The following is an 18970-nucleotide window of genomic DNA, read 5'->3' as shown; positions in this document are numbered from 1 at the left end:
TGAGAAAAAATGTACAGTGACGGCGTGAAGCTCGGCCGACCGACCGGGGAGGGTCATACCCCCCATTTAGCTTCTGGCCGGTTTTAGCATAAATCAATAATTTGCACAAATTCACTTTTTTAATGTAAAAGATGACCAGTCTCTGCTTTGAGGAAGGTTCCTGTTCCCTAGTGTCTTCGGCTCACGACTTTCCTGAATGACAAACAACTTATCAGACTTCTGCCTATTGCATTGCCAATGAGTCAACTGTAAGTTTTCTAGCGCTGACGGATGACCACCTTTTGCAATCGGAACTATATGATCTATCGCTGGACTAAGTGGATGAGGATACTTCAGCATCTTATCGACTGGTTTGCCACAGATTCCACATGTATTAGCTGTCTTCAGCAACTTCTTCTTATTCCTGTCAAATGCAACCCTGTGTGGGCCTTTCTTATCTGCCCTTAATTGAGACATAGGGGGGCCTTTCTAAATTTAAAAGAGGGGGTATTTTCGTACCCTCCCCTCATTTCTTGATAATACTATATTATCACTTTAAAACTGTCATGCACTGTTATTCACTGTCAATCGCTGTCATTTACTGTCAGATTGTTCAGCTCCTTCGTTGCAACTCTTAACAATCTGAAATATGTGCTTTCACTGCAATTTAGCTCATCGATCACTTGCCATCTAGTCATCTTATCAATATAGACCATGCTTAAAATTGTTTGACTGTCTGTATTTTCAAGGCTATCAATCATGTTTTGAAGCTCTCTTTGTTTTCTTATAGCTTCAGCAGTCTTCTTCTCGATATCTTCAGCAGTTGCAATCAATTCTACGTAAACATCATCTTGTCGTCTTTTGTTACCCCCGGAGACTTTATCTGCTGTCCATTTAGGGCTAGAAAGCAACGAAGCCTCAATCTTATCTCGACGTCTGATTAAACTAGCGATATATAAATCTAAATTGCGTAAGTCTTTTAAAATTGCCTTAGCTTTGCTCACTGACTAGCTCCTTTTTGATATAATAGATTTGTCGAATTATTAACTAAGGAGTCAGCTGTGAGCTGGCTTTTTTGTGGAGAAAAGTTCCTCTCTTTCGTTTTTTATTTTGACACAGGCGCAGGATGTCAGTGTTAAAGCATTAGTAGCGCCTTGAATAATAGCAGATGACCGATAATCTGCGTTAGATTTCGTTTTTTTGGTCAAGGAGATTCTTATCACATCCTTCTGTATTTAATTTCGGTCTACACCTTGCGGACCTCTGACAATCCACAAGGCTGATAAAAGATTGAAGGTTTCTAGGGTAAGTTTAAGGACGATTCCAGGTCCTAACCCCACAGAGCCATTGCAGGCTCTTATGCGCTTGCGTGGGGTTATAAATCAATTAAATACTCTATGATTTTTACTACTAGACAACATCCAGCGAATATTAATAAAGCTAGAATAAAACAGAATAGTAGTAATAAGATTGCAGCTAAAAAAATCATTCAGTCATTCCTTTTGATCACCACTATTTCCAAATAATAAATAAATCATCATTTCTGATTGTGCTAGGCTTAACAAATCTCATTCCGTCACCTCAATAACTTCGTAGTTATCGTCATCAAATACATTAAAACCTGATTCTTCTAAAGCTTTTCTAGTGTGTCCAGCATTAAAAGATAAAGTATCAATTCCGTTAGAAAAGAACCAACATTCGCTACACTTATCAAAATTTAAGTAATTTTGGTTAGGGCTTAGTCGTTTATCTCTGACTTTGTACAGTTTTTCTTTCTCGACTGTGTATCCGTAAATAAGAGCGTTAACTAAATCTTTCTTAGTTTTCCCCCGCAGTTATAAAGAGTTTTCATTTCTTCGGTGTTACTAGCTTCATATTCCAATCCAAAACCCCAACCTTGCCTTGTAACATGGTAGAGTTGGTTAGGTAAGTTGTCGGGAAATTCTTTCTTCAATCCTTCCAACCACTCAGCCACAAACTGCGGAATTTCTGGTTTTTGCTGGTCTAGCAACTCTTCTTTTGATTTAGCTTTAACTGATGATGCTACCTCATCGCCATCAAGCGTTATGTAACAATGTTTGCAATCAAACTCATCTCGACCTATGCTAAAACCTCCTCGTTTAACTGGTAAGTATAATTCTTCGTTAATGTTCATTTTGTACCTCGCTTAATCTCTAAAACTACTAATAATAAAAGGTAAAAATAGTATTAGCAGTGTCAAAACAACTGCTGTGTTATCGTCCATCCTTATCTCCCATTCCCTGTCAACTCAGCAATCCGCTTTGTCTGTCTAGCTCTATCCTCGCTAGCACGCTTAAGCTGCTTTTGTGTTCTGCTTAGTTGTGTCCGCAGTCCGTTTATTTGCGGTTCGTAATGCTCACTGCTACAGTCGGATCCAAACACAAATCCCACTGCAAAAATGCAAGCAGCTAAAAGTATAAGTACAAAACCTGTTAAAAAGTCGTCTTTAGTCATGATCAGCCTCCGAATCCATTATTTGTTCGATAGATTTTAATATAGTATCACCTATCAAATTAGCGCCATCACATAGGCCTTTTTTATAATCATCACTTTTGTTTATAGATGCCTCTTTAATCATACTGATTATTTTTGGCATGGATAGCTGCAAAGCCTCATGTACTGCTGCAAGTGTATCAGTGTCTATCATTTTGTCACCTCTCCTCAATCTTATAAAAAGCATTGTGCTTGCCGTAATCGACAGTAAATACATTGCCTTTTTGCCACATGCGATAATAAGGACTGGCAAATTTATCTCTGTCTTTGATGTGGACCTTAATTGAGTCATAGGCTGCTTTTAGAGTCTTATAGTCACCTACAACTTCAGCGATTTTGCCGTTAATTTCCCAAGATAATCTAAAACTCATTATTCCACGCTTTCTAGTAATTCTGGGTTTTCGTGTATGTTACCGATAACTTCGCAGTCCTCGTTTCTTAACCACAAATCTGATCCGCGTCGTCTATTGTCAATTCGCCACATCCCTCCTCTAAATTGACGTACTTCAAAAAGTTCAAAATCGCTAGCAATTGTGTATTGTAATTTTACAATATCCCCATCAAAAATCTTAACGCCGTTTTTATCAAATAGGCCTGTGGATTGCATTAACACAGCTTCCTCGAAAGGGATATATCTACGGACATATTTTCTATAAAATGGGTATATTTTATCGTTAACATAATCTATTGCTTCTACTGTGCTCATAGCTTGTTTTTCTTTATCCCACACTCTAAATTTTGGTTTCATTCTTCCATCTCTCTCATAAAATATTCTGTCACTCGCTTATCATTAGCTAACTCTAGTTTTCTGATAAACTGCATCGCTTCTCTTTTTGTTGCAAACTCATGCTCTGTAAACAGGTTTTTGTCATAAACCATGTAAGTGGCTGTAATACCTTTGTTGTAAACTCTCGCAACGTGTTTTTTAGTAGTAGTCATGTGTCTCCAATCCATCAAGATAGCCTTGATTGACATAGTATGAGCCAATCAAAATAGCATCCGCTTCATCATCTTTTACTGTTTTTCCGAAATATTCGAGAGCTTTTTCTTTCGATTGTGCTTTCATCGCTTTTTTTGAGCGATCCTTATAACTAAATTTCCAGTGCTTGCGCCACGTCGATACATTAACAAACACGACGTTATCAGCTATCAAGCGTCCTAAGATGATACCAGTTACAATACCGATTTTAAGCATGGATTGCTGGTTAGGTCCCATAACCGAGTTTTTTTCGACTGCGATTGTACTAAAGTGGCAATCGTATTTTTTTAGTGCTCGTGACTGGATCAACCTTAATTGGCTAGCCATATATCGACCACGTTCAAAATAAGAGTCACTTTTGTGTTTTAAGACACCGCTCTGGATAAAGTCTGAGCCTTTAAATAAGGCCCAACCTGTTCCAGAAGTTGAAATGTCTAGCGATAATACCAAATTACTCATTCAAGAACCCCACGAATACCAAGGGTTTCAAAGATATTCCTCTTATTATCTTCGATAAACGAGAATACTTTTATGATTTCATCTGTGTCTTTCTTATGCTCTTTAGCAAAATATGAAGATGTTAGATTGATTTTAGTTTTTGGTTTAGCTTCGAGCACAAGGTCGTAAGCTGTTTCGAATAGTTCTCCATCTTCATCTAGTGACGGCTCATCGTCAATCTTTTTGAAATCACTAATAAAATCCCATTGCATAGTCAAACCACCAGAGATGGCAAAGATTCGGTTTACTCTATCTAAAATTAGCGCTGTTCCTGTTCCTGTAATTTTGATTTGTTCCATATTTTTCACCTTTTTTAAAATCCACACTCGCCCTAAAATTGTGTGTGAGCATTGGCAAGGACGAGTGTAGCAATTCTTCATATCATCAATCCTGTTAATTTGACGATATTTCAACTTTCCTTTCTCGCTCGGAAAATTTAAACTTGCAAAGGCCGAGCTTCACTTTGCAATAGGTTGTTAAAAAATCTCTACTCTTACAGACAGTTGGTTCTGTCTGCAATACTCGCATTTTCCGCAAGGCTTAGGTTTTTCTAGGCCTTTTTTGACGTCATCTAGTCGCTTGATGTTTTGAGCCAAGTTGTCTAACTCAGTTTGCATAGCATCTATATTTTGGATTCTGATGGCTCTTGTATCTGGTGGCGTTTCCTTGGTTACCGCGTAAATAATCGGCTCGAACGGTTTATTATACTTAGCTTCTAGCATGGTTTTGTAAGCAGCCATCTGCAAGATGTATCCGTAAGCCTCAAACCATCTGACACGCTCTTCTCCATTCCAGATTGTGTCGTCAATCGGCCCTTTTGTTGTTTTGATGTCTACAAAATAGCCACATTCAACATTCAGGCAGTCGATTTTACCCTTGAATTCAACCTCGCCAAGAAATCCTGTGATTGATGCCTCCTTTTCTCCTTGGTAGATAGCCATAAAGTTACTATCGCTTTTAAGTGCTTCAATCATCTGCTCAGCAACTAAGTAATCCTTTTTTAATTGACCTTTTGTTGCTCCTCTTGTCGAAATCATTTCAGAGCCGTTTTGGGCTTTGAATTCTTCGTGAGCTTCTTTACTCTCAAAGTAAGAGTGGACATAGTTCCCGACGAGCAGCGCAGTGTTATCTCTGGTATCTGTCCAATCACCTCGTAATTCAGCAAGCGCCCTTGCTTCGCACTCTTTAAAGCGCTTGTACTGACTAATAGACCAGTACCTGATAGCCGATTCCTTGCCATAGTATTCCTTTCCAAGTAAGTCGAGTTCCGCCATTACATTAAATCTCCAAGGTTATCAAAGAGGTTGCCTTCGCTAGCTAATACTTCGCCAGTTTCTTCATCAAAATCGGGGATTTCATCAGCCGGATAAGACGTATCTTCTAAAACCGTCTTATTTTCGTCTGTGAGCGTTTTTTCTTCTTCGTCATGTAAATCTTCGGTTACGTCTTTTAAATTGTTAGGAGTATCCTTATTTTCGTTCTGGTGACCAATTAGGTCGTCTAGACTGTTTGTTTCTTGCGGGGTGACATCTTTAACTTGTCTGTCGTTGTCATATTCGTTTTCTGTGGTACGGTTTACTGCATCTACAAACAAATCGTTGTCATCACTCGTATTAAAAAATTGCTTAGCTGCCCGATTAATAACTGTCCGTTTTGCCATTTCTTGCGGGAAGTTCTTTTGTACGTTACCGTTTTTTGACTGTGCCCAAGATTTATCAATTTCTTTTTTTGTCATGACTGTCAAAATCTTTTCACCGTCTTCTTTTTCGATGATGCAATAAGCCCCGACAATTTCGTTGTCCGCATTCATCCAATCAGTATCATGACTAACAAATACCTTACGACCGTTTTCATTTTTGATTTTAAAGTCGTCACCTTTGTAAATCACTTCTGCATAAATGTCTTTTACTTCAGGAAGTTGCTTAACAACTTTCATAGTGCCAAAGTACGAACGCGTCAACTTGACAGTGTTCCCATAAGGCACAAAGTAACATTGATTCTTGGCCGGGCTTAGACCTTGCGTTACCATATCAAAAAGTGCATTGTAGATGCTATCCTGGTCTTTATTCAATAGACCCCCATTTTTCAAAGCGTGGTACGCTGAGCTAAGCGCATTGCTTACGCTGTATTTTGGCGCAATCATCAGTCCGTCAGAATCTTTCATTTGATTGATTCGTGTCGCAACGTTTGATGTCACTTGTCTTTGGGTTAATTCATTCGCCATCTCTATTCACCTCCAAAAACCTGCTCAAACATTCCGTTTACCATACTTTTAACTTTTTGCTCTTTTGTTAACTCTGGAACATCCTCACCATCAATAAATTTTAGGTCATAAGATGCTTCGACAACTACAACATCACATCCAAACGTTTCGGCTAAGTTATCAATTTCGTCTTTTTGCATGTTGTAACATTCTTCTGGTAGAAATGATGCCGCCTGAATGATATTTGTAAACTCCGCATTATAAGCAAGCACTGCATCTCTATTTTTAAAACTCTTTAAAAAACTTCCGTCTTTAGTTTTTCTTAGCACTACAATTTTTTCTTTGATGTTCATATCATTTCCTCTTTCTGTGTCTTAACTGCCAATTTTCGGCATTTAATCTTCTGTTTTCGTTTGCTAACTGGACAACCCTATTTTGTAACTTGTCTATCTCTTGTCCTAGCAAAGCTTGGACCTCAAAGTAGTTACTCTCCCAGTCTTCGCTAAATTTAAAATCATCGAACTTGCTCATACAATCCCTCAATGGCCGCATGTATGTCTGTTTGACATGCGCCAAGATAGGTAAAACCCGCTGCCAAAAAGATTTCTTGCGTAGTTAATATTCCACCGAGTTCATCAACTGCCTGATCAAGGTATATGCTGAACGTTTCAAGTTCTTGTTTAGCTCTTAATTTTGCTTTTTCCGCTTGTTCTGGTGTCATATTTCCTCCTAAATCGCATATTTCTTGCGCAATTGCCGCAATAGTGTCACGTACTGTGATTTATCAACTAGCCCAAAATCAAGTAGCTTCTCACGCTCTTGATGGCTTGCTCGGTACCAGATAAGCGTCTCTCTATATTGCTTTGTCATGTCAATTACCTCTCGCGATAAATTTTCATAGCTTCTATCGTTGGAATGCCAAGGCCAAATGCGTATAAATTGATAGGGTTTAATACAGGCTTAACACCGTTTACCTCTTTTCCTTTTTGGCAATACTCGACAAATTTGTTAAAGGTCTCTATGCTAGCTTGTTTACCATACATTTTTTTAAGCAGGACATTAAACCCGCTAAAAATCTCCTGATCCATCCAATACCTCGCTTGGTTTTACTTTTAAATCATCGTACGTCGGATCTCGATATTCTGGATTGGACCAGCTAGGGACGTTGGAATTCGTTACACTCCGTTGTTTTTTACTATCTTCAAACCGTTGCAACCTGTCTCTGACCTTTTCTACTGTCGTATCTCCAGATTTATACCAATCAACTAAAATTTTGTTGATATACTTCCAGCTGATTTTGTTGTTTTCTACCGCTTCTCTTAAGGCAAGGTTGACAACTTCAATTGGCATGTTATCTTCGTGAATCCACTTTTGAATATCTTCGATTTCAAATGGGGACACCATTCGTCCAAAAGTTAACTGGAAATTTTCAAAAAGCTTTTTTTCGTCCATAGCTCCTCCTGCTGTTGATGATGATGCTTATTGTCTGTTAGTATTTATTGTTATTTAGTATTTATTTATAAGTTAGTATTTATTAGTTGGCTAATTTGTTGATTAGCAAATTGCACATTAGCAAATTAGGTATTAGCAATTTTTTCTAGTTCTAAGTCTTGTTCTGCCTTCAAAGCATTGAACGCCTCGTCGCTTATTTTTCTGTCAGAACAGAATCTATAGGTTTCGGTACCATATCGCCCGCCAAATGATTTTCTATAAGTTCTGATATACTTGGCATTCTCTAACGCTTTCAACTGGCTTCTGATTGCAGATTCGCTATCCTTACAACGTCTAGCGAGTTCTTCAGGATAGACTCTCCATTCGTCTGCATTACTCAAAATGGTTAGCAGCAGTCCTTTTTCCTTATTGAAAAGTTCTTTGTCCTGAATAAATTCATTGCTAACAGCTGTGTAACTACCTGTTAATGTCTTGAAAAATGTACTGCATTAGCTGACAACCCCTCCTCTTGCACGCTTCTCACTCCATCCTTTGCTGTTTTTTAAAGCTACTTCCCTAAATATTTTCCGCTTATTCTCTGGCGAATTGTGTTTTTTAATGACTTCGTGTTGAATCCTAGTGATGATTGCTAAGATGATAGTTGATGTAAGTAGTAAAATCTCTAATTTGTTCATTTTGCACTCCCCAGCGCTTATTGTTTCATTAAGTGTTTAATGTCGTTAATATCAGCAAGACAGTACATTTTGTCTTTGCCGTTTTTAAAAGATTTAAGCCCATAGCTTTCCATGCGTTTTATAGTTTGCCATGAGTAGCCGTATTCAGTGACGAGCGTTGTTTGATTGACCCACTGATTCGCTAAATCTTTTTCCTGTATGAGTTTCTTAAACTCATCAAAAAGCTCTTCTGCTATCTGCTTTTTTAGTAAATCGTAAGTAAGTTGTGATTGCATAGATTTATCACCCCTTTCGTGGTATAATCTAAGTAAATAGTATTCTTTAGAGTCCGATTCCCGTCGGACTTTTTTGGCATTCTCCTACCGTGATATAATAAAGCTATCATTACAGAAAGGAGGATGAGTTATGAACTGGAATCAAATCATCGTGACTTTTTTAACTGCCTGTGTGCCTGCTTTGATTGCTTATTTAACCAGTTATTTTCAAACTAAGGCTAAGTTAAGAGAATTAAAAGTCCAACACGAACATGAAATTGAACTGTTAAAGCTTCAACAAGCTAACAAGCAAGACGATTTACAAAATAAATTGATGTTTGACGCTCTGGCCCAAATTAATCTTGCTGAAACTATGAAAGAACCTGTTCAGCAAATGATGGCAAGTCAGCTAAAACAAGCTTTCGAACAGCAGCGCAAAAATTAACTATCCTGACCGATATCTTCTTCTGAGGGTGTCGGTATTTGTTTGGCAATAATCTCAATGGCAATTTTTATGCCAGTTAAGAAACCTTTTCCATAGTCAGAGCCTAAAAATTCTAAGATATTTTCAGTAATCAATCGTTTGAGGTTTTCTTCCATATTTTCTCCCTTCGTTAAATCAGTTCCATTTCGGGAACATCTGTGTCAAAAAAAATTGTTATTTTTTCTATCGGTAATCCCAGAACCAAAGTAATTCGAGCTAATTCGTCAGCACCGATGGAAATAATGCCATTCTCACGTTTTGCATATGGCGTGCGGGTTTTCCAACCCAATCGATGTGCCATTTCATCTTGTGTCATGCCATTTGCAATGCGCTCGGCTTTCAATCGTTTCAGATTAATTGTCATTCTGTAACCTCCTTTACATTTTTTGTTCCCGTTTTGGAACGATTTTATTATAACTCTTGTTGTTCCAAACTGTCAACCCTTTTTACAAAAAAATATCGGAAAAAATATTTTTTGTGTTTCCGTTGTATATTTTTGGGAACGGTGTTATAATTAAAATAACAAATTAAAGGATAGACAAATATGAGAACTAATGACGAAATTATCTCACTTATTCAAGAAAAAGTAGATGAAAAGGGAATCTCGATGAGCGAGCTAGCTAGACGTGTTGGCATTGCAAAGTCAACTATGTCGAGGTACTTTAACAAAACTAGGGAATTTCCGCTTAATAGAGCCAATGACTTTTCTAGAGTATTAAACATCACTCCTGAATTTCTTTTAGGAATTCAAAAAGAAGCTGTTAAGGAAACTCCTGAAATCGTTTCTATCTACAACCAACTAGAACAACCTAGACAAGAAAAAGTCCTCAGCTTCGCTAACGAACAATTAGAAGAACAAAGTAAAGTTGTTTCTATGTTCGATAAAAAGCTTGAAGAAGAGGATTATATCAATGATTATGTCGAGGGTCTTGTTGCGGCAGGTAACGGTACTTTTCAAGAAGACAACCTACATATGGAAGTTAGATTGCGTGCTAGTGATGTTCCTGAAGAATATGATACTATTGCAAAAGTAGCCGGTGATTCAATGGAACCACTTATTCAAGACAACGATTTGCTATTCATCAAGGTATCTAGCCAAGTCGATATGAATAATATAGGGATATTCCAAGTCAATGGTAAAAACTTTGTAAAAAAACTCAAGCGTGATTATGATGGCGCTTGGTACTTGCAAAGTTTAAATAAAAGCTATGAGGAAATCTATCTTTCAAAGGATAACGACATCCGCACAATCGGTGAAGTTGTGGATATTTATAGGGAATATTAAAGGAGACTGTTATGGAAAAAGTCATATTCCAAGATAACTTTATCTTAATGGGAACAAATTATCATGAAAAAGAAGCTAATAAAGTTATGGCTGAAATTGGTAAGAAATCACCATACTGGGATAAGGATAAAGATTTTATTTCTGACTACATAAAATCAAACTTCAAGGATATCTACAAGTATTACGGGGTCTCAACAAAAGATGTAGAGATTGTCAGAGAACCTCTTAATCGTCACGATCCAAATGCCATAAAAGTCATGGTAAACAAAACTTTTGTTGGCTACTTTCCAGCAGACTTAGCTAAACGATTAACCCCTTATGTAAAAAAATCTAGTCATTACCAAATGGAAGCAACGCTTACTGGTCGTGGTGGACAATACAAAACACTCAAAAACGATTTAAAAACCGTGGTTACTAAAAAGAAAGATATAACTTATAAGTTACGATTGACTATTTTAAAAGTAGATAGAGTATCAAAAAGTAAAAATGCTGGATTATTAGAGTCGATAGCATCTTGGTTTCTCAACTAACAAAAAGCCCCACGCTCAAATTTGGCGAGGAGAGCGTGAGGCAATATGCAATCAATAAGAAGTAAGCTTTAAATAGCTCATTTTCTTATACTCTGAATTATATCACACAAAGGAGGTGATGCCAATATCCTATCTCAAAATCAGCACTCCCTAGCGCGAAGAGAGAGGAAAAAACAATGATTGAAAAATACACTAAAAAAGATGGCACAACTGCCTATCGTTTAAGAGCATATCTCGGGGTTGATCCCATGACTGGTAAACAAGTCAGGACAACTAGACAAGGTTTTAAAACAGAAAGAGAAGCTAAAAGAACAGAGTTAAAACTTATCGATGATTTTCAGCGTCAAGGCGCTTGGAAAAGTAATGATAAAACTACATTTAATGATGTAGCCAAACTGTGGTTTGAGCAGTACCAAAATACAGTCAAACCGTCAACATTTCTGGTTAACCAAAACTACTATAAAACAATTTTAAAGCCACATTTAGGACAACTGCAAATGACAAAGATAACTGTCATGATTTGTCAAAAATTTGTGAATTGCCTGTCTCGATATAGCGGTTATACGCTTTATCTAAGTTTAGCAAACAGAATTTTTAAATTTGCTGTCAACTTAGGTATTATTGAGAATAACCCTATGAGCAAGACATTGAGATCAAAGTGTACTTACAAAAACGTGGATACACTCACTAAAAAATATTACACAAAAGAGGAATTGAATACTTTCTTGAAGATTGTGGAAGCCGAAGAAAGTCTAGAGATGCGTCTGATTTATAGATTGCTGAGTTATGGCGGTTTTAGAATTGGTGAATTAATGGCTTTAAAAGATACCGACTTTGATTTTCGTAACAATATTATCAGCATTACAAAAACCATTGCTTATACAAAAGAAGGATGGGCTGTACAATCTCCTAAAACCAAAAAAAGCAATCGCACTATATCAATGGACGCTGAGACCATGTCGTTAGCCAAATTATATATTAAGCAAAGTATCAAACCTTTATACGGATCGTTTAAATTGTTTAATTTTGCTTGCGACACTGTGAGAAAAAGACTGGACAGATTTATATTGAAGCATGGATTAAAAAGGATTACTCCCCACGGGTTTAGGCATACCCACGCTTCGTTGTTGTTTGAGGCTGGGATTCCCGCTAAGATTGCACAAGAACGGTTAGGTCACGCTAAAATAGCAATCACGATGGATTTATATACTCACTTGTCCAAAAAATCAAAGGATAATGTTGCTGATAAATTGGCTGAACTTGTCGCTATTTAACACAAACGTAGCGGAAAACGTAGTAAGCCAGGTTTTAGACTTTAAAAAAGCCTTGATATCAATGGTTCTGAGAGGTAACCTTATATTATAACAGAAATTTCTGAGAACTAGTTGCCCCAAACTTTGCGAATTTTGGTATAATAGATAAGTATTGAGAATTTTTCAGAAAAACCTTGAGAAGGCTTTTATTATCAAGGTTTGATGCAACTCTCTACTCAGCTAATCATGAAAAAGGAGGGCTTGTCATGAAACAAATGTTTCTTTCATCGGCAATTGAATTCAAAGAAATAGAAACATTCGAGCCAGGGGCTTGGATTAAATTGGTCAACCCTTCCCAGGAAGAATCAATGGAAATTGCCGATCACTTTAACATTGATATTTCTGACTTGCGCGCCCCTTTGGACGTGGAAGAAACCTCACGTATTGCTGTAGAAGACGATTACACCTTGATTATCGTTGACGTTCCAATCTATGAAGAACGGAACAACAAGAGCTATTACATTACCATGCCTTTGGGCATTATTGTCACGGAAAATGCCGTTATCACAACCTGTCTGCATGACCTGACCCTTTTCGACCATTTTCATAATCGTCGGGTCAAGAACTTTTATACCTTCATGAAGACACGTTTTGTGTTTCAAATGTTGTATCGCAATGCCGAGCTCTTTCTAACCGCCTTGAGAACCATTGATCGTCAAAGCGAACGTTTGGAAGCTCAGCTTGAAGCAGCTACCCGAAACGAAGAACTCATCGACATGATGGAACTTGAAAAATCCATCGTCTATTTAAAGGCTTCCTTGAAATTCAACGAACGTATTGTTAAAAAATTATCCAGTTCAACCAGCTCCCTCAAAAAATACATTGAGGACGAGGATTTGCTAGAGGATACCCTCATCGAAACCCAACAGGCGATTGAAATGGCGGGTATTTATGAAAACGTCTTGAATGCCATGACCGAAACCACTGCTTCCATCATCAACAACAACCAGAACACCATTATGAAAACCTTGGCCTTAATGACTATGGCACTAGATATTCCAACTGTTATCTTCTCTGCTTACGGTATGAACTTCCAGAACAACTGGTTACCATTAAATGGCTTAGAACACGCTTTTTGGTATATCACCTTGATTGCCATGCTGCTAAGTTCCTGCGTTGTGATTTACTTTATTAGAAAAAAATGGTTCTGAGCCTGCTAACCTACAAGCCAATGCTACCAAGTACCTCATCACCCAAGCTCACTTGCCATCTAACCGATATTACTGACTGAGCTTAACCGCCTTATAAAAGAAGGGATTCCTATGGATTTACAACAACTGACTAAGAAAAACCAAGAATTTATCCACATTGCCACCAATAAACTCATTCAAGATGGCAAGTCTGATGAAGATATTAAACTGATTCTCGAAGAAGCCATTCCAACTATTCTCGAAAACCAGAAAAAAGGAGTCACCGCTCGAAATCTATTAGGCACTCCGACCGCTTGGGCAGCTTCCTTTAGCCAAGACCCTAACCAAAAACAAACTGCAGAAACTGACAAAAACACCAACCCTTGGTTGATGTGGCTCGATACCTCTTTATTGTTTATTGGGGTGGTTGCTCTGCTAAATGGCATTATGACCTTCTTCAACACAAACGCTACAGTTACAGGATTGATGTCGTTATTAGCACTAGGTTTTGGTGGAGGAGCGTCCATGTACGCTACCTATTATTTTATCTATCGCCATCTCGGGAAAGACAAGAGCCTTCGTCCAAGTTGGTTCAAAATCATTGCAGCCCTATCGCTAGCTATGTTAGTTTGGATTGCCTTGTACTCTGCAACTGCCTTTTTACCAACTTTCCTGAACCCACAGTTACCTCCTCTTGCCTTACTCATTATTGGTGGAGCTGCTTTAGCATTGCGCTATTACCTCCAACGCAAATACAATATTCAAAACGCAATGACACCCGTCAACAAATGATGTCATACTCATCCTTGCTTAGTTAGCAAGGATTTTTGTTTACATCTTATCACTATCGACTCTACCTAAAAACGAAATAAAACAGTCCTTTCTTTAGCGCTATGATTTTTTAATTAAGTCCCACAAAAACTAGTTCCACCAGATCGTTTTTCATTTTCAGACAAAGCCCAACCAGTACCTTTGACACTTATTTGTTACAGTCTCTGAGACGACGACAGTCTTCTACAGGCTTAAACTATTTTCAGCTGACTAAAAAACAGCCCAAAATAGACTGCTCAAAACCTAGACAAACTCTGTTTTTAGAAGCCACAATGAAAATAATTTAATGATCATGATGTCAACTAACACTTAAAGCGCTTATGTTATTGGATTTCAGGAGCTGTTCTTTTTTAGAAGAGAAAAAAAAGATTGAAGAAAATTGTCCTAACTGGACTTTTTCTTCAATCTGCAGCCCGAAATAGACTGCTTGTTTAGTCTTCGTTTACGTAAGGCATAAGTGCCATAACGCGAGCACGTTTGATTGCTGTTGTTACTTTACGTTGGTTTTTAGCTGAAGTTCCTGTTACACGACGAGGAAGAATTTTCCCACGTTCTGAAACGAAACGGCTAAGAAGCTCAGTATCTTTGTAATCAACATATTCAATTTTGTTAGCTGCGATGAAGTCAACTTTTTTACGGCGTTTGAATCCGCCACGACGTTGTTGAGCCATGTGTTTTCTCCTTTATATTTTTCAAGATATAAATTCGCCAGAGGTCACAGTAGGAAAGCTTACCCTAAAACCATCAGCAAATCCATTTAATTCAATGTATTCGTTCAACCCATTCTGACTAGAATGGAAGATCGTCATCTGAAATATCCATCGGGTTTGAATTACCAAATGGACTGTCATCTCTTCCAAAGTTAGGTGTTTGTTGTGCAGGTGCTGAGTAACTGTTTGATGATGGGGCATTGTTGTTAAAACCACCATTAAATGATCCAGTTGAGCCACCTTCACGTGTAGCACGACTTTCCAACATTTGGAAATTATCTGCAACAACTTCTGTCACATAGACACGTTGCCCTTGTTGGTTTTCGTAATTACGGGTCTGAATACGACCTGTAATTCCGATTAAGGCACCTTTTTTAGCCCAGTTTGCTAAGTTTTCAGCTGGCTGACGCCAGATAACACAGCTAATGAAATCTGCCTCGCGCTCACCATTTTGGCTTTTAAAGTTACGGTTAACAGCAAGTGTGAAGGTAGCCACAGCTACTTGACTTGGCGTGTAACGAAGTTCTGCATCCTTGGTCATGCGACCAACTAGTACTACATTGTTAATCATAAACTACCCTCTTAGTTGGAATTAAGCGTCAAGTTTAACGATCATGTGACGAAGAATGTCACCATTGATTTTTGAAAGACGGTCAAACTCGTTAAGAGCTACTGCGTCAGTCGCTTCAAGGTTAACGATGTGGTAAAGTCCTTCACGGAAATCGTTGATTTCGTATGCAAGACGACGTTTTTCCCAATCTTTTGATTCAACAACAGTCGCACCGTTGTCAGTCAAGATAGAATCAAAGCGTGCTACCAAAGCGTTTTTAGCTTCTTCTTCAATGTTTGGACGAATAATATAAAGAATTTCGTATTTAGCCATTGATGTTTTCCTCCTTTTGGTCTAATGACTCGCTACCCTTGTAACGAGTAAGTGAGGGATGCTCACAGATTACTAGTATACCTGAAACTGACTTTAAAATCAAGGAAAATTTATTTTTTCGTGCAAAAAAGATACCCACTGCACACCATGGGTATCTTATGATTATTTTTTTAGTGATAATCTCCCTTCTACAATCATTTCATAAGGAGTTGTATGAATCGTTCCTCTAAAGAGGAGATATAATTTTGATGTTTAATGCGCAATCTCCTTTCTATTAATTAAATGAAATGGTTTTTAAAAGGATGTCTTGTTCTTGATTTTCGTTCTTATGTTTGGTTTTTGTTTTCTAGTTATTTACGACTTTTACATTGGATTCACTCCTTAACCTATTTTCTGCAATAGGCTAAAATGTCTCCGTTTTTGTATCTTGCGATGTGCATAAGACCTCCCTATTTTGAAATGCAGTATTCCCTGAGTGACAATAATAACACATTAAAATAAGTACATCTTTCACACTGAGTGACAATAACAATATCAAGGATGACTAGTGACAAGTTAACTAGTCTCCATTTTTATAGCGTCCTTTATTGAATCTTAGCATGACATAGGTCCTTTCAATATTGGAGATTTTTCAAACTTATACTGTTTAGAGCGCTCCTTTGGCCAAATCGGAAATCTCGATAAGTTTTAGCATGTGATCACATTATCAATTCATTGTAAAATCGGTTTTGCCTACCGTTTGTTGGAGTTCTTAGTCTCCATTTTTATACCGTGCGACATGTCCGTTCATCATAAGAATACCTCCTATAATTAGTTGCCACTTGTCATCCTTCTTTATAGTTCTATTATAATGTAAGCGTTTGCTGAAGTCAAATTTTTAGTCTTTCCTTTTACTATTTTGAAACTAAAAGATAGGTTCATTTTGCTATTAATTATCCAAAAATGTGCTCATCAATTAAAAAAGACTTAGCACTTAATCAACAGCTAAATCCTAGTAGGAAAACTATGGTAAGGGGCACAGCCTTGCTGCTATTTTTGTTTAAACACCTAAGAAATATGTGAAGAAAGAAAAGGAGATAAACAATTTTATCCAGAGAGCAAAGTATAAGATAAAGGCGAGGATAAAAAGATTGAGTTTTCTAAAAAGAATAGCAATGAAGGCACAAAGAACACCCAAACTTGGGAAAACTTTTGTCATAATGAGCCACTCTAACTGAAGCCCGTCCAAAGAAGCATCAAAGGGATAAAGATAATTAAGAAACAGAACCAGAATCATAAAAGCAAAAAATAACCATGAATACTGATCGATAAAATTCTTCATCTTTATGAACATACACCCCCTTGCTTAAAGCTTATCCATACCTCTTTATTAACATCATTTGGTTTATATTGCTGTTTAAATGAGATAATCCTAATCTTATTATAATCCATTGATTCTTATTTTGCAAACCATTGAGAACATTTTCCCTTATTTTTTTGAAAGCCTATGTTACAATAACAACATGATTAATTTAAAGGACTACGGTATTGACATGTGGGACGACAAAACTATTGCTTCTTTTCGTCGTACCCTCTTGAACTGGTATGATCAGGAAAAGCGCGACCTGCCTTGGCGCCGCACTAAAAACCCTTATCATATTTGGGTTTCAGAAATTATGCTTCAACAAACCCAAGTGGTAACAGTCATCCCTTATTATGAACGCTTTTTAAAATGGTTTCCAACTATCGACAAATTAGCTAAAGCAGATGAAGAACGCTTGCTCAAAGCTTGGGAAGGATTAGGCTATTACTCGCGCGTACGTAACATGCAAAAAGCTGCTCAGCAAATCATGGTTGATTTTGATGGGGTCTTTCCGTCTTCTCACCAGGACATTTCTAAGTTAAAGGGAATTGGCCCTTACACTGCTGGAGCGATTGCTAGTATCGCCTTTGACCTGCCTGAACCTGCCGTTGACGGTAATGTTATGCGGGTTATGGCTCGTCTATTTGAAGTTAATTATGATATTGGTGATCCTAAGAACCGAAAAATTTTTCAAGCATTGATGGAAGTATTAATTGATCCTGACCGACCTGGGGATTTCAATCAGGCCTTGATGGATTTGGGGACAGATATCGAATCCGCTAAAAATCCTAGACCAGATGAGTCTCCTATTCGTTTTTTCTGCGCTGCTTATTTGCATGGCACCTATGACAAGTACCCCATCAAGGAACCCAAAAAGAAACCTCGCCCTATTGAGGTTCAAGCTTTTGTCATTGAAAATACCGAAGGGGCTTTGCTGCTAGAGAAAAATACCCAGGGGCGCTTACTTGGTGGTTTTTGGTCATTTCCAATTATGGAAACCAGCTTTATCAGCCAGCAGTTAGATCTTTTTGAAGACAAGGCTCAAGTCCTAGAAAGAGTGTCACAAATCAGTGAGTTCGAGAAAAGTTATGCACTCAAGCCCAAATGGACAGAGCGTGTCTTTCCTATGGTCAAACACACCTTTAGCCATCAAAAATGGACTATTGCTTTAACAGAAGGCCTTATTGCCCAACAACAGCTACCTAAAGAAAAAGAATTAGCTTGGGTCAAGCTAGAAGATATGACTAATTACCCTATGGCAACACCACAAAAGAAAATGCTAGATGCCTATTTAAAAGGAAAAGGGAGTGGTTATTCCAGTTAAAAACTATCGGCGAGCCCTTCCTTTTTAGCTTTTGTTCATCAAAAATAAAAAAGAACTGAAAAGTCAGAGTTAGGACTGCCCTTTCAGTTCTTTATTTTTAACTTAATTCAGCAACAATAGCTTTAATTTGGTCTTTGGTATGAACGCCTGCTACTTGCTTCACCACTTCACCATCTTTTTTAAAGAGCAGGGTTGGGATAGACATAATCCCAAATTGTTGCGCAGTATTAGGATTTTCATCCACATCCAATTTCACAATTTTAAGCTCATCTTCATCCAACTCCTGGGCTAATTGATCAAGAATTGGGGCTTGCATCAAACAAGGACCACACCAAGTTGCCCAAAAGTCAACCAAAACTAATCCTTCCTTTGTTTCTGATTCAAAGGTTGCATCTGTTACGATATGTGCCATACGTGTTTCTCCGTTCTTCTAGTTTATAAGTTTATTTTAGGGGAAATAAGGCTAGAATGCAAGAATCTGCTACGAATCAACTCTTTTTTAATTTAAAAAGTAATTAGTCTCCTTATTTTTTATCATTTTTCTTTAGAAAATGCTAAGCGTAGTCCATTTAAGACAAGGCTGCT

The 18970-nt window shown here is 37.7% G+C and carries 35 protein-coding genes; 7 read left to right on the top strand and 28 right to left on the bottom strand.

What is annotated here, in order from left to right:
- Positions 1 to 111: 111 nt before the first annotated feature.
- The 21 genes from EL097_RS04715 to EL097_RS04610 all read right to left on the bottom strand — a co-directional run bounded on the left by EL097_RS04715 (position 112) and on the right by EL097_RS04610 (position 8574).
- The gene (locus tag EL097_RS04715) at positions 112 to 456 is read right to left on the bottom strand and encodes an HNH endonuclease (protein WP_129544956.1); all 345 of its coding nucleotides are present in this window, start codon (positions 454 to 456) and stop codon (positions 112 to 114) included.
- Positions 457 to 563: 107 nt separating this feature from the next.
- A complete protein-coding gene (locus EL097_RS04710) occupies positions 564 to 983 on the bottom strand; it encodes a DUF1492 domain-containing protein (RefSeq protein ID WP_129544955.1) in 420 nt (139 codons plus the stop codon).
- Positions 984 to 1547: 564 nt separating this feature from the next.
- Entirely contained in the window at positions 1548 to 1745 is a 198-nt protein-coding gene (locus EL097_RS04700; RefSeq protein WP_232013356.1) for a hypothetical protein, read from the bottom strand.
- 41 nt (positions 1746 to 1786) lie between these two features.
- The gene (locus tag EL097_RS10875; protein WP_232013350.1) at positions 1787 to 2134 is read right to left on the bottom strand and encodes a DUF1642 domain-containing protein; all 348 of its coding nucleotides are present in this window, start codon (positions 2132 to 2134) and stop codon (positions 1787 to 1789) included.
- 92 nt (positions 2135 to 2226) lie between these two features.
- Positions 2227 to 2454, bottom strand: a complete 228-nt coding sequence (locus tag EL097_RS04690) for a hypothetical protein (RefSeq protein ID WP_129544953.1) — start codon at positions 2452 to 2454, stop codon at positions 2227 to 2229.
- A complete protein-coding gene (locus EL097_RS04685) occupies positions 2447 to 2647 on the bottom strand; it encodes a hypothetical protein (protein WP_129544952.1) in 201 nt (66 codons plus the stop codon). Before EL097_RS04685 ends, EL097_RS04690 begins: the two co-directional genes overlap by 8 nt.
- A 4-nt stretch (positions 2648 to 2651) precedes the next feature.
- Positions 2652 to 2864 (bottom strand): hypothetical protein, encoded by a 213-nt coding sequence (locus EL097_RS04680; protein WP_017771076.1) that lies wholly within the window; start codon positions 2862 to 2864, stop codon positions 2652 to 2654.
- Positions 2864 to 3241: a YopX family protein gene (locus tag EL097_RS04675; RefSeq protein WP_129544951.1), complete on the bottom strand. Its 378-nt coding sequence runs from the start codon at positions 3239 to 3241 to the stop codon at positions 2864 to 2866. The genes EL097_RS04680 and EL097_RS04675 overlap by 1 nt, the downstream gene beginning before the upstream one ends.
- A complete protein-coding gene (locus EL097_RS04670; protein ID WP_129544950.1) occupies positions 3238 to 3432 on the bottom strand; it encodes a hypothetical protein in 195 nt (64 codons plus the stop codon). Before EL097_RS04670 ends, EL097_RS04675 begins: the two co-directional genes overlap by 4 nt.
- Positions 3419 to 3931, bottom strand: a complete 513-nt coding sequence (locus EL097_RS04665) for a RuvC family protein (RefSeq protein WP_129544949.1) — start codon at positions 3929 to 3931, stop codon at positions 3419 to 3421. Before EL097_RS04665 ends, EL097_RS04670 begins: the two co-directional genes overlap by 14 nt.
- Complete coding sequence (locus EL097_RS04660; RefSeq protein ID WP_000435056.1) at positions 3928 to 4269, bottom strand: hypothetical protein; 342 nt, start codon at positions 4267 to 4269, stop codon at positions 3928 to 3930. The genes EL097_RS04665 and EL097_RS04660 overlap by 4 nt, the downstream gene beginning before the upstream one ends.
- A 177-nt stretch (positions 4270 to 4446) precedes the next feature.
- Entirely contained in the window at positions 4447 to 5244 is a 798-nt protein-coding gene (locus EL097_RS04655) for a PD-(D/E)XK nuclease-like domain-containing protein (protein WP_129544948.1), read from the bottom strand.
- Positions 5244 to 6194 (bottom strand): recombinase RecT, encoded by a 951-nt coding sequence (locus tag EL097_RS04650; protein WP_129544947.1) that lies wholly within the window; start codon positions 6192 to 6194, stop codon positions 5244 to 5246. Before EL097_RS04650 ends, EL097_RS04655 begins: the two co-directional genes overlap by 1 nt.
- 2 nt (positions 6195 to 6196) lie before the next feature.
- A complete protein-coding gene (locus EL097_RS04645) occupies positions 6197 to 6526 on the bottom strand; it encodes a hypothetical protein (protein ID WP_129544946.1) in 330 nt (109 codons plus the stop codon).
- A 161-nt stretch (positions 6527 to 6687) separates the two neighbouring features.
- Complete coding sequence (locus EL097_RS04640; protein WP_129544945.1) at positions 6688 to 6894, bottom strand: hypothetical protein; 207 nt, start codon at positions 6892 to 6894, stop codon at positions 6688 to 6690.
- An 8-nt stretch (positions 6895 to 6902) separates the two neighbouring features.
- Positions 6903 to 7043, bottom strand: coding sequence for a hypothetical protein (locus EL097_RS04635; RefSeq protein WP_129544944.1), 141 nt, complete (start codon positions 7041 to 7043; stop codon positions 6903 to 6905).
- Positions 7044 to 7048: 5 nt separating this feature from the next.
- Positions 7049 to 7261 (bottom strand): hypothetical protein, encoded by a 213-nt coding sequence (locus EL097_RS04630; RefSeq protein WP_129544943.1) that lies wholly within the window; start codon positions 7259 to 7261, stop codon positions 7049 to 7051.
- The gene (locus EL097_RS04625; protein ID WP_129544942.1) at positions 7242 to 7625 is read right to left on the bottom strand and encodes a DnaD domain-containing protein; all 384 of its coding nucleotides are present in this window, start codon (positions 7623 to 7625) and stop codon (positions 7242 to 7244) included. Before EL097_RS04625 ends, EL097_RS04630 begins: the two co-directional genes overlap by 20 nt.
- 125 nt (positions 7626 to 7750) lie before the next feature.
- Positions 7751 to 8020 (bottom strand): transcriptional regulator, encoded by a 270-nt coding sequence (locus EL097_RS10870; RefSeq protein WP_331852325.1) that lies wholly within the window; start codon positions 8018 to 8020, stop codon positions 7751 to 7753.
- Between the two features lie 93 nt (positions 8021 to 8113).
- Positions 8114 to 8299 carry a hypothetical protein gene (locus EL097_RS04615; RefSeq protein WP_129544941.1) on the bottom strand — a complete coding sequence of 62 codons (186 nt, stop codon included), beginning with the start codon at positions 8297 to 8299 and terminating at the stop codon, positions 8114 to 8116.
- A gap of 17 nt (positions 8300 to 8316) precedes the next feature.
- Entirely contained in the window at positions 8317 to 8574 is a 258-nt protein-coding gene (locus EL097_RS04610) for a hypothetical protein (RefSeq protein ID WP_126427277.1), read from the bottom strand.
- Positions 8575 to 8704: 130 nt separating this feature from the next.
- Between EL097_RS04610 and EL097_RS10590 the strand changes: the two genes are divergently transcribed.
- On the top strand, positions 8705 to 8998 hold the full coding sequence (locus tag EL097_RS10590) for a hypothetical protein (protein ID WP_158529172.1): 294 nt from the start codon (positions 8705 to 8707) through the stop codon (positions 8996 to 8998).
- Here EL097_RS10590 and EL097_RS10585 read toward each other — a convergent pair.
- Both EL097_RS10585 and EL097_RS04605 read right to left on the bottom strand, forming a co-directional pair.
- Positions 8995 to 9153, bottom strand: a complete 159-nt coding sequence (locus EL097_RS10585) for a hypothetical protein (RefSeq protein ID WP_164993787.1) — start codon at positions 9151 to 9153, stop codon at positions 8995 to 8997. The genes EL097_RS10590 and EL097_RS10585 overlap by 4 nt on opposite strands.
- Before the next feature lie 14 nt (positions 9154 to 9167).
- Positions 9168 to 9401, bottom strand: a complete 234-nt coding sequence (locus EL097_RS04605) for a helix-turn-helix domain-containing protein (RefSeq protein WP_050317061.1) — start codon at positions 9399 to 9401, stop codon at positions 9168 to 9170.
- 180 nt (positions 9402 to 9581) lie between these two features.
- Between EL097_RS04605 and EL097_RS04600 the strand changes: the two genes are divergently transcribed.
- The 5 genes from EL097_RS04600 to EL097_RS04580 all read left to right on the top strand — a co-directional run bounded on the left by EL097_RS04600 (position 9582) and on the right by EL097_RS04580 (position 14087).
- Positions 9582 to 10322 (top strand): XRE family transcriptional regulator, encoded by a 741-nt coding sequence (locus tag EL097_RS04600; protein ID WP_129544940.1) that lies wholly within the window; start codon positions 9582 to 9584, stop codon positions 10320 to 10322.
- Positions 10323 to 10333: 11 nt separating this feature from the next.
- Complete coding sequence (locus EL097_RS04595) at positions 10334 to 10852, top strand: HIRAN domain-containing protein (protein WP_115245911.1); 519 nt, start codon at positions 10334 to 10336, stop codon at positions 10850 to 10852.
- A gap of 176 nt (positions 10853 to 11028) precedes the next feature.
- A complete protein-coding gene (locus EL097_RS04590) occupies positions 11029 to 12126 on the top strand; it encodes a site-specific integrase (RefSeq protein WP_129544939.1) in 1098 nt (365 codons plus the stop codon).
- A 245-nt stretch (positions 12127 to 12371) separates the two neighbouring features.
- A complete protein-coding gene (locus EL097_RS04585) occupies positions 12372 to 13316 on the top strand; it encodes a magnesium transporter CorA family protein (RefSeq protein ID WP_003045175.1) in 945 nt (314 codons plus the stop codon).
- 111 nt (positions 13317 to 13427) lie between these two features.
- Positions 13428 to 14087 carry a DUF1129 domain-containing protein gene (locus EL097_RS04580; RefSeq protein ID WP_003045177.1) on the top strand — a complete coding sequence of 220 codons (660 nt, stop codon included), beginning with the start codon at positions 13428 to 13430 and terminating at the stop codon, positions 14085 to 14087.
- A gap of 470 nt (positions 14088 to 14557) precedes the next feature.
- Here EL097_RS04580 and rpsR read toward each other — a convergent pair whose 3' ends face one another.
- The 4 genes from rpsR to EL097_RS11115 form a co-directional block, all read right to left on the bottom strand.
- Complete coding sequence (gene rpsR / locus EL097_RS04575; RefSeq protein WP_002983142.1) at positions 14558 to 14797, bottom strand: 30S ribosomal protein S18; 240 nt, start codon at positions 14795 to 14797, stop codon at positions 14558 to 14560.
- A 118-nt stretch (positions 14798 to 14915) separates the two neighbouring features.
- Positions 14916 to 15407, bottom strand: a complete 492-nt coding sequence (locus tag EL097_RS04570) for a single-stranded DNA-binding protein (protein ID WP_003045179.1) — start codon at positions 15405 to 15407, stop codon at positions 14916 to 14918.
- A 21-nt stretch (positions 15408 to 15428) separates the two neighbouring features.
- Positions 15429 to 15719: a 30S ribosomal protein S6 gene (rpsF, locus tag EL097_RS04565; RefSeq protein WP_003045181.1), complete on the bottom strand. Its 291-nt coding sequence runs from the start codon at positions 15717 to 15719 to the stop codon at positions 15429 to 15431.
- A 1039-nt stretch (positions 15720 to 16758) separates the two neighbouring features.
- The gene (locus tag EL097_RS11115) at positions 16759 to 17052 is read right to left on the bottom strand and encodes a hypothetical protein (protein ID WP_003045183.1); all 294 of its coding nucleotides are present in this window, start codon (positions 17050 to 17052) and stop codon (positions 16759 to 16761) included.
- 169 nt (positions 17053 to 17221) lie between these two features.
- On the opposite strand from EL097_RS11115, the gene mutY reads away from it, so the two are divergent.
- On the top strand, positions 17222 to 18385 hold the full coding sequence (mutY, locus tag EL097_RS04555; protein WP_003045185.1) for an A/G-specific adenine glycosylase: 1164 nt from the start codon (positions 17222 to 17224) through the stop codon (positions 18383 to 18385).
- 97 nt (positions 18386 to 18482) lie between these two features.
- Here mutY and trxA read toward each other — a convergent pair whose 3' ends face one another.
- On the bottom strand, positions 18483 to 18797 hold the full coding sequence (gene trxA / locus EL097_RS04550) for a thioredoxin (protein WP_003045187.1): 315 nt from the start codon (positions 18795 to 18797) through the stop codon (positions 18483 to 18485).
- Positions 18798 to 18970: the final 173 nt, after the last annotated feature.

It is taken from the genome of Streptococcus canis, from assembly GCF_900636575.1.
GTDB classification, from domain to species: domain Bacteria; phylum Bacillota; class Bacilli; order Lactobacillales; family Streptococcaceae; genus Streptococcus; species Streptococcus canis.
This window is presented reverse-complemented; position numbering and strand designations above follow the sequence as displayed.

Coding starts and splice junctions, on each gene's coding strand:
- EL097_RS04715 (WP_129544956.1), bottom strand. CDS start 456: ATGTCTCAATTAAGGGCAGATAAGAAAGGCCCACACAGGGTTGCATTT.
- EL097_RS10875 (WP_232013350.1), bottom strand. CDS start 2,134: ATGAACATTAACGAAGAATTATACTTACCAGTTAAACGAGGAGGTTTT.
- EL097_RS04690 (WP_129544953.1), bottom strand. CDS start 2,454: ATGACTAAAGACGACTTTTTAACAGGTTTTGTACTTATACTTTTAGCT.
- EL097_RS04685 (WP_129544952.1), bottom strand. CDS start 2,647: ATGATAGACACTGATACACTTGCAGCAGTACATGAGGCTTTGCAGCTA.
- EL097_RS04680 (WP_017771076.1), bottom strand. CDS start 2,864: ATGAGTTTTAGATTATCTTGGGAAATTAACGGCAAAATCGCTGAAGTT.
- EL097_RS04675 (WP_129544951.1), bottom strand. CDS start 3,241: ATGAAACCAAAATTTAGAGTGTGGGATAAAGAAAAACAAGCTATGAGC.
- EL097_RS04670 (WP_129544950.1), bottom strand. CDS start 3,432: ATGACTACTACTAAAAAACACGTTGCGAGAGTTTACAACAAAGGTATT.
- EL097_RS04665 (WP_129544949.1), bottom strand. CDS start 3,931: ATGAGTAATTTGGTATTATCGCTAGACATTTCAACTTCTGGAACAGGT.
- EL097_RS04660 (WP_000435056.1), bottom strand. CDS start 4,269: ATGGAACAAATCAAAATTACAGGAACAGGAACAGCGCTAATTTTAGAT.
- EL097_RS04655 (WP_129544948.1), bottom strand. CDS start 5,244: ATGGCGGAACTCGACTTACTTGGAAAGGAATACTATGGCAAGGAATCG.
- EL097_RS04650 (WP_129544947.1), bottom strand. CDS start 6,194: ATGGCGAATGAATTAACCCAAAGACAAGTGACATCAAACGTTGCGACA.
- EL097_RS04645 (WP_129544946.1), bottom strand. CDS start 6,526: ATGAACATCAAAGAAAAAATTGTAGTGCTAAGAAAAACTAAAGACGGA.
- EL097_RS04640 (WP_129544945.1), bottom strand. CDS start 6,894: ATGACACCAGAACAAGCGGAAAAAGCAAAATTAAGAGCTAAACAAGAA.
- EL097_RS04635 (WP_129544944.1), bottom strand. CDS start 7,043: ATGACAAAGCAATATAGAGAGACGCTTATCTGGTACCGAGCAAGCCAT.
- EL097_RS04630 (WP_129544943.1), bottom strand. CDS start 7,261: ATGGATCAGGAGATTTTTAGCGGGTTTAATGTCCTGCTTAAAAAAATG.
- EL097_RS04625 (WP_129544942.1), bottom strand. CDS start 7,625: ATGGACGAAAAAAAGCTTTTTGAAAATTTCCAGTTAACTTTTGGACGA.
- EL097_RS04615 (WP_129544941.1), bottom strand. CDS start 8,299: ATGAACAAATTAGAGATTTTACTACTTACATCAACTATCATCTTAGCA.
- EL097_RS04610 (WP_126427277.1), bottom strand. CDS start 8,574: ATGCAATCACAACTTACTTACGATTTACTAAAAAAGCAGATAGCAGAA.
- EL097_RS10590 (WP_158529172.1), top strand. CDS start 8,705: ATGAACTGGAATCAAATCATCGTGACTTTTTTAACTGCCTGTGTGCCT.
- EL097_RS10585 (WP_164993787.1), bottom strand. CDS start 9,153: ATGGAAGAAAACCTCAAACGATTGATTACTGAAAATATCTTAGAATTT.
- EL097_RS04605 (WP_050317061.1), bottom strand. CDS start 9,401: ATGACAATTAATCTGAAACGATTGAAAGCCGAGCGCATTGCAAATGGC.
- EL097_RS04600 (WP_129544940.1), top strand. CDS start 9,582: ATGAGAACTAATGACGAAATTATCTCACTTATTCAAGAAAAAGTAGAT.
- EL097_RS04595 (WP_115245911.1), top strand. CDS start 10,334: ATGGAAAAAGTCATATTCCAAGATAACTTTATCTTAATGGGAACAAAT.
- EL097_RS04590 (WP_129544939.1), top strand. CDS start 11,029: ATGATTGAAAAATACACTAAAAAAGATGGCACAACTGCCTATCGTTTA.
- EL097_RS04585 (WP_003045175.1), top strand. CDS start 12,372: ATGAAACAAATGTTTCTTTCATCGGCAATTGAATTCAAAGAAATAGAA.
- EL097_RS04580 (WP_003045177.1), top strand. CDS start 13,428: ATGGATTTACAACAACTGACTAAGAAAAACCAAGAATTTATCCACATT.
- rpsR (WP_002983142.1), bottom strand. CDS start 14,797: ATGGCTCAACAACGTCGTGGCGGATTCAAACGCCGTAAAAAAGTTGAC.
- EL097_RS04570 (WP_003045179.1), bottom strand. CDS start 15,407: ATGATTAACAATGTAGTACTAGTTGGTCGCATGACCAAGGATGCAGAA.
- rpsF (WP_003045181.1), bottom strand. CDS start 15,719: ATGGCTAAATACGAAATTCTTTATATTATTCGTCCAAACATTGAAGAA.
- EL097_RS11115 (WP_003045183.1), bottom strand. CDS start 17,052: ATGTTCATAAAGATGAAGAATTTTATCGATCAGTATTCATGGTTATTT.
- mutY (WP_003045185.1), top strand. CDS start 17,222: ATGATTAATTTAAAGGACTACGGTATTGACATGTGGGACGACAAAACT.
- trxA (WP_003045187.1), bottom strand. CDS start 18,797: ATGGCACATATCGTAACAGATGCAACCTTTGAATCAGAAACAAAGGAA.